The sequence below is a fragment of the Desulfobacter sp. genome, from assembly GCF_050177295.1.
Map to the genome: position 1 here is coordinate 1 of NZ_JBFXHE010000148.1, position 9,798 is coordinate 9,798.

10 protein-coding genes are annotated in these 9,798 nt (G+C 46.5%); 5 read left to right on the forward strand and 5 right to left on the reverse strand.

What is annotated here, in order from left to right:
* From AB7U36_RS11735 to AB7U36_RS11755, 5 genes are all read right to left on the reverse strand, one after another.
* A partial coding sequence (locus AB7U36_RS11735; RefSeq protein ID WP_428159960.1) for a DUF1722 domain-containing protein occupies positions 1-548 on the reverse strand: 548 nt, incomplete at its 3' end.
* A 19-nt stretch (positions 549-567) separates the two neighbouring features.
* A complete protein-coding gene (gene nfo / locus AB7U36_RS11740; protein WP_428159961.1) occupies positions 568-1,413 on the reverse strand; it encodes a deoxyribonuclease IV in 846 nt (281 codons plus the stop codon).
* 26 nt (positions 1,414-1,439) lie between these two features.
* Positions 1,440-2,837 carry an MATE family efflux transporter gene (locus tag AB7U36_RS11745; RefSeq protein ID WP_428159962.1) on the reverse strand — a complete coding sequence of 466 codons (1,398 nt, stop codon included), beginning with the start codon at positions 2,835-2,837 and terminating at the stop codon, positions 1,440-1,442.
* A gap of 136 nt (positions 2,838-2,973) precedes the next feature.
* Entirely contained in the window at positions 2,974-5,115 is a 2,142-nt protein-coding gene (locus AB7U36_RS11750) for a DEAD/DEAH box helicase family protein (RefSeq protein ID WP_428159963.1), read from the reverse strand.
* The gene (locus AB7U36_RS11755) at positions 5,075-5,293 is read right to left on the reverse strand and encodes a hypothetical protein (RefSeq protein WP_428159964.1); all 219 of its coding nucleotides are present in this window, start codon (positions 5,291-5,293) and stop codon (positions 5,075-5,077) included. Before AB7U36_RS11755 ends, AB7U36_RS11750 begins: the two co-directional genes overlap by 41 nt.
* 138 nt (positions 5,294-5,431) lie before the next feature.
* On the opposite strand from AB7U36_RS11755, the gene AB7U36_RS11760 reads away from it, so the two are divergent.
* From AB7U36_RS11760 to AB7U36_RS11780, 5 genes are all read left to right on the forward strand, one after another.
* Entirely contained in the window at positions 5,432-5,932 is a 501-nt protein-coding gene (locus AB7U36_RS11760) for a hypothetical protein (RefSeq protein WP_428159965.1), read from the forward strand.
* A 141-nt stretch (positions 5,933-6,073) separates the two neighbouring features.
* Positions 6,074-6,364, forward strand: coding sequence for a helix-turn-helix domain-containing protein (locus tag AB7U36_RS11765; protein ID WP_428159966.1), 291 nt, complete (start codon positions 6,074-6,076; stop codon positions 6,362-6,364).
* Positions 6,348-8,942, forward strand: a complete 2,595-nt coding sequence (locus AB7U36_RS11770; RefSeq protein WP_428159967.1) for a TOTE conflict system archaeo-eukaryotic primase domain-containing protein — start codon at positions 6,348-6,350, stop codon at positions 8,940-8,942. Before AB7U36_RS11765 ends, AB7U36_RS11770 begins: the two co-directional genes overlap by 17 nt.
* Complete coding sequence (locus AB7U36_RS11775; protein ID WP_428159968.1) at positions 8,923-9,189, forward strand: hypothetical protein; 267 nt, start codon at positions 8,923-8,925, stop codon at positions 9,187-9,189. Before AB7U36_RS11770 ends, AB7U36_RS11775 begins: the two co-directional genes overlap by 20 nt.
* Positions 9,190-9,430: 241 nt before the next feature.
* Complete coding sequence (locus AB7U36_RS11780) at positions 9,431-9,691, forward strand: hypothetical protein (RefSeq protein WP_428159969.1); 261 nt, start codon at positions 9,431-9,433, stop codon at positions 9,689-9,691.
* Positions 9,692-9,798 lie beyond the last annotated feature (107 nt).

Below are 9,798 nucleotides of genomic sequence, written 5' to 3' on the forward strand. Positions count from 1 at the left end.
ACATACCCCCACATATGCTGGAGCGCGTTTTTTAATCCACCCCGGGATGGCGGGATTCTCAAGGTTTCCACCAGAAGGCGGGCCAGGCTGCTGAAATCGTCCCCAGAACCCATACAGGCCACATCTGCGCCGATGCTTTTGTACAGGGGCACATCCCGGGCCATGACAGCGTATTTATGCTGACGCCACATCTGCTGGGCATTTTGGGGTAAAGGGATGCGGCCTGGTTCCTTATCCCGGTATTTTTCCATGAGCCGCCGGATCTGGACATAGGGTTCATCAATAAATGTATCAGGCCATAGCCCTTTGTTTTTCCGGGTGCGCACAGGCGATTTGTCATGGTACCCCCGTAACTTCATCTCTGCGGCTAAAAGCTGGTGGCGCTTGTTCAGTGCCCAGCCGAAATCCATCCAGCGCAGGGTTTCCGGGTGACGGGAATAGCCTTTTTTGTGGTTGACAATAATGGAGACCACGCCGTGAAGTTCCCGGTGTTCGCCTAAAAGGCTCTGGCGGTTCAGGTATCCTGGATGAAGATCCCAGATTCTCATGAAAATTCCTTAATTGGGCTCAGGTATTGATCAACGATTTGAGCAGGAAAATCTCTTTGGCCCAGATGTCATTGTCAGGCGTTTCCAGAATCATGGGAATATTGTCCAGGCGTGTGTCTTCCATGATTTGCCGGAAAGCGGCAAGGCCAAGCTGGCCCTTTCCTATGCTTTCATGCCGGTCCACCCTGGAATTGATCTGCTTTTTGGCATCGTTCAGGTGCATGCCCTTTAATTTTTCAAAGCCGATAATTGAATCAAACAGGTCCCAGGTTTTTTCATAACCTTCCCGGGAAACAAAATCATATCCGGCAGCAAAGGCGTGGCAGGTGTCAATGCACACCCCGATGCGGGATTGATCTTCCACCCGCTCAATAATGGTTTTTATCTGTTCAAATGCAAATCCCACATTGCTGCCCTGGCCTGCGGTGTTTTCAATCACAGCCATGACGTCCGGCACCTTTTGAAGGGCAAGGTTAATGGATTGGGCAATTGTTGCAAGACACTCATCCATGCTGATCTTCTTTAACGTGGACCCCGGGTGGAAATTGAGCATGGCAATGCCAAGCTGCCGGCACCGCTGCATTTCATCCATGAACCCAAGTCTGGATTTTTCCAGGGCTGCTTGTTCCGGGTGGCCCAGGTTGATGAGATAGGAGTCGTGGGCAAGAATCTGCCCGGGCCCGAACCCCAGACCCCTGCAGTTTGCTTTAAAAGCATTGATGCTTTTGTCTGATAAGGGCCTGGCCTGCCACTGCCGCTGATTTTTTGTGAAAAGGGCAAAACAGGAGGCGCCTATTTTTTGGGCATTGATTGGCGCGTTTTCAACGCCGCCTGCCGCACTCACATGGGCACCCAGATATTTCAATTTTTTCTCCTTTTATGACGGATAGTTCAAGGATTCTGCCCAGGGAGTATTTCCGGATCTGCCACAAGATCTTTAATCCATTTCTTTGAAAAAAAACGCGGCAATCCGATGATCAGCTTGAACATCTCTTCCAAGGCTATCAGGGCCATAACACCGTACACGGGCCAATGAAGAACAAACGCACCTGTAAACGCCATGGGCACACCAATGCACCACACCGCGCTCAGGTCCATGAAAAAGCCGAACCTGGTGTCTCCCCCGCCCCTGAACACCGACACCACAGTTGTAAAATTGGTGGTCTTTGCCCAAAGGACAAGACCTGTGGTCAGCATCAGGTAGTAGGCATTGTCGTGGGCCGCAAGGGAAATATTGTAAAATCCAAGGATGAAATTTCTGCACAGAATGAGCACAAGCCCTGCGCCAAGGGCCATGGGAAGCTGGGCCAAAAGCATGAATTTGCCATAGGCAAACGCCTGGCTGTATCTTTTTGCCCCAATGCTGTTGCCGATGAGAATGGACCCGGCATGGAATATGCCGAAAAAGGGAACAAATAAAAATTCCTCAAGGGTGGCCACGATATTGACCGCAGCAATGGACTGGGTCCCCATGCGGGCGTAAACCAGTTTGTACATGCTCACGCCCGTAACCCAGAAAACTTCATTGAGGAACACAGGCCAGCAAGTGGCCATGACCCGTTTGACAAAGGCAAGGTCGAACCCCAGCATTTTTTTTACTGACGCAGCAAGGGGATAGGGTTTCAGGTAGATGATCGCCGTTAAAAGGCCGGTTTCAATCAATTTTGCCGTGCAGGTGCCAATGGCCGCACCTGCAACACCCATGGCGGGAAAGCCAAAGTTGCCGAAAATCAGGCAGTAGTTGAGCACAATATTGACAACCACGGCTGCAAATGAAGCGATCAAGGGCACGAAGGCAAACCCCATGCTCCTCATATTGGTCATAAAGGAAAACGTTACGCAAAAAGGAACAAAGGCAAACCCCACAATACGAAGGTATCCGGCCCCAAGGCGTACAACGTCGGCATCACTGGAAAATACTGAGATCATGGCTGCAGGAAAAAACAGAGCGGCTCCGGCAAACACGCAACCTATGGCAAAGCCTGCCAGCATCCCAAGACCGGATAACTGGTGGATTCGTGAGATATCCTGTTTGCCCCAGTACTGGGCCGTAAATATGGCTATGCCCGAGTGGATGCCGAACTGGATGACAAAAAAAATAAAAACAAACTGGTTGGCAATGCCCACGGCAGCCACGGCAGCATCATTAAGCTGGCCGATCATGAGCATGTCTATCACAGCCATGGAACAGGTCAGAAGGTATTGCAGGGAAATGGGTAGCGCCAGGGTAAAAAGCAGGCTTAAAAATAGTCTTGGGGGGAGTACCTTCTCCCGGTCTGTGGCGTGCATATAAAAAGGCCTGCTTTAGATTAAAATAGAAAATCCTATATCAGCAGGGGTGCCAGGTCAAGGCTATTTCCTGACGGATAATAGATACATGCCGATAGAATCTCCCGCATCTGTTGTGATGACAATTTTAATATGTTCATTTTTTATTTTTGATACTCCCAGCCAACTCATATGCAATACTGCTGCTTTCAAGACGCATGATACTTTCTTCCGAATAACCAAAGCTCAAAAGATTGATACTGCCATACCAAGTGATTTTATCATCAATAATTGCAAACTTCTGATGAATGTGCGATCTGAATATCAAACGGACGCCGGATTCTTCGACTGCTTTAAATATTTGCTCCAGTGACGTTCGTCTATCCTCTTTAAAATCGCAGGCAGGTCTTGTAATAATGGAAACTTCAACTTGTTTTTTCAGAATCACGGAAAAATGTTCGGTCATTTGAAGCATTCTTTTTTTCGTAACAAATGGACTGACAATCAACAACCGTTTAGATGTCATGGCAATATCCTGCAGATAAACGGGAAAAAAATTGTCTTTATTGAAAATGATATTGGTCGGCGCCTCCGGTAGTGATGCAACTTTTGCTTTGTAGCCGATTGCAGCATACCCTTTGAGTCTTTTAGCATACATTTTTTCAAGCATTTTTACATGAATATCAACGTAATCGTATATCCGGACTTCTTTTTTATGCTCGGAAAAACGATGCAATCGCCCGGCATATTGTTGAAGTGTCCCTTTCCAGGCAATCGGCATGGCCAAAAATAATGTATCAAGGCGGGCCTCGTCAAATCCTTCTCCAATGTAACTTCCTGTTGCAACAAGAACAAAAGCTTGTGTATCAGGGATAGCGTTCAGTTCTCCCATTACGCTGGAGGTTTTCTTTACGCCCATTCCTCCTTTAAGACATATTACGTTTTGAACCCTTTTCCTAAGCATCTCGCTCAGATCATCGACATGGGCAACACGCCCTGTCAAAATCAATGCGTTTCTTCCCTTTTGATAGAATTCAACGACATCATCAATAATCAACTGGTTTCTTATTTCATCTGATATGAGATGGGATTTAATCTCCTGAATAGTCGGCTCTGAATTATCATTGTCCGGCCCGGTTCTAAAAGCTGTAAATCGTGGTATCAAATAGTGCTCAAAAGGTCTTTTTTCTGCCTGCTTTTTCGCATCAACTGAAAAACGAACAGGACCACAATAAAAAAAGATAATCGGATGATGCCCATCCTGACGGGAAGGTGTTGCTGTCAAACCGTAAATAAATTTAGCTGTCGCTTGTTTAAGAATCTGTTCAAAAGTGACGGCCGGTACGTGGTGACACTCATCAACAATTATCATTCCGTAATTTTTTATTGCCTCTTTTACACGACCGCCAATATTCATCGACTGCATAATCGCAACATCGATAATCGAACCTAGCCTGTCCTTTCCGGCACACATATGCCCGATCAAACTTTGTTCCTTTTTTCGTTCCCTTTTTTTCGGCGGCTCCGGCAATGTTTCATTGATCGTCAGGAATTGTTCCAAACGTTCCCGCCATTGGGAAAGCAACTGTTGCCTGTGGACTAATATCAGGGTATTCACCTTTCTTTCACTGATCAATTTTGCCCCGATAACAGTTTTTCCAAATGCAGTGGCCGCGGACAATACCCCATCGTCATGGGCTAACAAGGCGTCAACGGCTTCCTGTTGTTCTTCTCTCAGTGTTCCATTGAACTCAACATTGACTGTTCTACCTGAAGTTGTCTCATCGTCAAACGCTGGAATGACCTCCAATTCATTCAGGGCTTTTTTAATATCGTCTTCGCATCCCCTCGGTAGTGCCAGATAGTCTTGAAAATCATCGCTACAAGATATGATTCTTGGCTTGCCATATGTTGATATTCTCATGGCTTGGGCTTTGTAGAATGCCGGATTCTTAAATGCCGCATATCGATTGAGCGTATTTAAAGCCCTCTGACTCAATCCGTTCTTTTCGACATAAAGCATACCGGACCTGACAATTCTGACCGTCTCCGGAAAATCATTCTTCATCAAGACAGACGTTTGTTTAATCCATGGTTTTACTTTTGAATCACTATCTTTAAGCACCCCCAACTCATTACCTTTGGCCAACTTGTTAATGAGTGACCCTAAAAACTTCCCATCGAATTTTTCAACATTTGAAAGAAAACGCCATTGGTCCGGATAGGCATTAAAACCTTCATCAATGAAAACCGAATTTTCATTTACCCTGGCTTTTTTCTGGAGCGGTAACGCGATCAAATTTCCAAATCCGCCTTTTGGCATCGTATCTTGATTTGGAATCTAATTCAACCATTTTTCGTTGTTTTCCGATAGTTTTTGAAATCACCTGAACACCTTTAAAATAAGACGTTTCCGGCAATTGTCGCGCTTTACATTTTTGCCTGTTTTCCGTTGATTTTTGAAATTGCGGTAGCATTTGGTAGCATTTTTTTTATAACCAGTGAGTTTTTACAAAAAACAGTGTGCAATCAAAAAATTCACTTGACTGCATGCAGATGATTAACTATTATGATTTCATAATTTGTGTTAATTGCAATCAAAGGATATTGAAAAAATGACAAAACGAAAATCTATCATGTTAAGCGAGGAAGTTTATAATCAGTTTCAACAGTTCATCGGACCGCTGAATAAGTCTCCCGCGTGGGTTTTGAAATCGCTACTCAATGGGGCGATGAACCGGGTTCATCATGCAAAAAAAACCGGTGTTGTTCCAACAAAAATTAAGAATTTTAATGACGTAATAGAAGAGAAGGGCGAATTTTCTTCGGAATTTTCAGATTTCTCCATTTGGTGCGCACTTCACGCACGAGAGGTTGGATTAATTTCTGAAGAGGTCTTTCAGAGACATATTGAGAACCTCCCGTGGTATGTTTTCGCAGCCGGTTTGGATGTCATCAACCTTGACCCTGAGTTAATGGCCGAGTTCTTACCTGAGGTAACTGATCGTGAAAAACAAATACTGTTACTTGAAGGTCAAATTGAACTTTTAAAAAATATAGAAAAAGCCGAAAAAATAAAAGCAGAGATGGCCAAGAAAAACTTGGGAGACAAATAGTTTTTTGGTATGCCCCGGGGGAAGCCGCCAAGCAAAGCCCCCGGAGCGTGCCACAAACCCCACACAATTGAGGATCGTAGGCATGCCTACCATATCACACCCGCGCTCCTACGGTCCAATTGAAATTAAGGACCGAAACCAATGGCAGAAATTACCATTACGGTTCAATACGATGATCGGCAGGTTGAGGACATCGTTTCCAGGATCAGCCAAGTTTTAGCCGGGTTTCCGGTTCCAACTAAAGAGAACCTGGCAGAAAACGAACTCATGACAACTGATGAAGCGGCCGCATTTTTGAAGGCAACAAAAAAACAGCTCTATCAATGGACGATGCGGACCGGCCCAGGAGCTATCCCAAAAATCAAAATCGGAAAGCACCTGCGGTTTCGTCGCTCGGAACTTGAGGCTTGGATAAATGAACAGCGCGGTTAGTAACGTGATTCCAATGCCCGGTGGATTAGGCGGGACACAGATGGATATAAACGGGCAGATTCGTTTATTCCGGTCCATTTTTAAGGGCCGGGAAGATGTGGTCCCCGAATATTGGAAATCAAAACGCCAGGATGGAAAAGCAGGATATTCCCCAATTTGCGCAAATAAATGGGATGATGATCTGTGTAACCTCAGCCCTAAAAATGACCGGCGCGGCGGATGCGGAGATTGCAAAAATGCTGATTACGTCCGGATGTCCGATGATCTTATAAAAACACACCTTGCCGGCGGAAAAATCCTGGGCGTGTATCCTTTAATAAAAGACCATACATGCCATTTCATTGCAGCCGATTTTGATAAGCATAGGGACACGGACCCGGAACCACTCCCGGAGGTGAAAAAATACGTTGATGCCTGCGACGTTCAAGAGATCCCATGCACTGTTTTTAGGTCTAAATCCGGGAAAGGGTACCATGTTTATATTTTCTTTGAAGCCGCTGTCCCTGCCTGGAAAGCCAGAGCCGCGGCATTCGCTTTGTTAAAAGAAGCTGGTGTAATTGGCGATGATGAACAAATAAGCACGTTTGACAGGTTATTCCCTAATCAATCCAACCTATCCGGGAAGGGCCTTGGCAATCTTATCAGCATGCCTTTCCAGTATATGGCCGGGACCAAAGGACACACCATACCCCTGGACCCCGGTACCGATTTTGAACAGCCATACCCTGATCCCTGGGCAGCATTGGCACAGGCGGAAAAAGCCAGTGAAAACCAGTTGGATGACCTGATTGCCGAATGGGATTTAAAAGAGGAGATCCCCACCAGAGAAAAGTCGGACTTCCAGCCTATACAAGAAGAAGAACACAGGGCCATATTTTCCAGGATCAAACAAGGGTGCCAGTTTATAAAGCATTGTTGTGACGATTCCGAAACACTGCCGGAGCCGGAATGGTACGCTTTTCTTACTATCGTGACGCGATGCAAAGACGGCAGACGGCAGGCCCATAAATACAGTGAAAATCACCCGGCCTATGATCATGCCGACACCGAGCGGAAAATTGAGCATGCCCTAAATGATACCGGACCGTATATGTGCTCAACTATCCTGGGGCAAATTAATGGTAAACACTGCGGCAAATGCTCATACCGGCATAAAGGATCGACCCCGCTCCGGTTGGGTGAAGCTGCGGCGAATGATGACTTTTATATTGATGTAATCAAGGACATGAACTCAAGACATGCAGTTGTCATGCTTGGCAGCAAGTGTCAGATCATGACCAACGCCATAGACCCGGCGTTGAACCGGCCTGATGTTGTTTTTTCATCGGTTTACGACATTAAAAACTTCTACGCGAATAAAAAAATACCTGACCCGGATAACCCACAGAAACAAATACCTAAATCACAATTCTGGTTTGAGCATGGGAACCGGCGCGAATATCAGGGCGTTGTCTTTGATCCAAGCGGAACGCCGGAAGGGTACTATAACCTATGGCAAGGTTTCGCCGTTGAACCAGCCGCTGGGGACTGGTCACTGTTCAAGCAGCATATCTGGGAAAACATTGCTGCTTGTGATGAGGAAATTTACTGGTGGATTTTGGCATGGTTTGCGCGGATCATTCAATCCCCTGGTGGAGAGCGCCCAGGAACTTCATTGGTCATGCGCGGGAGACAAGGAACAGGTAAAGGTATTCTGATGAAGCATATAGGCGCTCTCCTTGGAAAGCACTACCTGCAAATTGCACAATCAAATCAGGTGACAGGAAACTTCAATTCCCATTTAAAAGATGCACTGCTTGTTTTCGTTGATGAAGGTTTTTGGGCTGGTGATAAACAGGCTGAAGGCGTCTTGAAAAACATGATCACGGAACCCTTTGTCAACATTGAGCAAAAGGGCAAGGACATCATCCGGGTAAAAAATCACATCAATCTGGCGATCGCTTCAAACAATTCCTGGGTTATTCCTGCGGGCCTGGAAGAACGACGGTTTTTCGTTGTCGATGTATCAGACAGGCATATGCAGGACTACTCTTATTTTGCTGCCATTGATCACCAGATGAAGAACGGCGGGCAGGCGGCAATGATGCACGACCTTTTGAACCTGGATATGTCTGGCGTAAACCTTCGGACCTTTAAAAGGACTGACGGTCTGTTTGAACAGATCCTTAATTCAATGACGACAGTGCAGAAATACTGGTTTGAGCGCCTGCAAGACGGAAGTTTAAGAAGACAAATACCTGATGGAGGATGGGTGGCAGGTGTTTCAAAGGTTGAACAGTACGCTGATTATCTGGGTTTTGTCGAGTCTATTAAAGAACGCTACCCGAAATCACGCGACCTGTTTTTCACGGAACTCCAAAAGATTACCCCACCTTGGGAAGATACAAGACCGTGGGTATGCGGGCAGCGCGTCAGAATCAGGAAGTACGGGACCCTGGAAGATTGCCGGAAAAGATTTGAAGACTGCGTCAAGTGCCAAATTAAATGGGACCAGGGAGACACGGCACTGGTCCATGGGCTGGTCCAATGGTCCATGGGTGGACCGGGGGGGGTGGACCATGGAAACGCCCGTCAATAAAGGGCTGGTCCAACCGGTCCAGCCGGTCCAGGGTATTTTGGCAAAAATTAGTTGTGGGAAAAAATACACCAAAAAGAAAGTTGAAACGAGTTACCAAGATGATGATTCTACTAACCTTTATTTTACCCTGGACCAGTTGGACCAGTTGGACCAAGCCGCTATTACCAAGGTTTTCGGTGGTCCACCCTACCCCGGTTCCCCTGGACCAAACAGCTCGACCCCTGGACCAAACAGCACAAGTATTTAGAGAGGTGAGATAAAAAAATGGAATGTTTATTATGTGGCAAGCCAGCAGTGTATCAATGTCTTTTCACGCCGAATGAACCAGAGGTCTTTCAAGCCAGGGCTATTCTATATCATCTATGTAAGAAGTGCAGGCGGCTACCTGATGACGAGCGGAATAGCCGCGTTGAATCAAAATTTCCCAGGCAGCCAACCTGGTGGCGTGAGGCTACAGCAGGCAGCAGGCATGCCGTGAGGAACACGAAATGAATACCGCAGAACTCACCCATCTAATTAACCAGCGCCTGGATCTCCTGGAAGCCAGGATCATGGCGCGTCCATTGGGTGGTGACACTGTCTCCTTGAGATGTTTTCTTGATCAGGTGGTGCAGGACTGCGGGGAGTTTAAAAGCCTTCTTGATCTGCTTGATGACGGGCCACAGATAGGGGGTATGCCATATCTCTGTAGATCTGACTATCCGGAAACCTCGACGGCTCCCATCCGCAGAATTAATCGTGGTTTTTGAATAAAATATCAAAGGAGAATCAAATGCCAAGAGGCGGGCCACGCCCCGGAGCCGGAAGGCCAAAGGGCTCAAAAAATAAAAAGACAATCGAAAAGGCAGCGATTCGG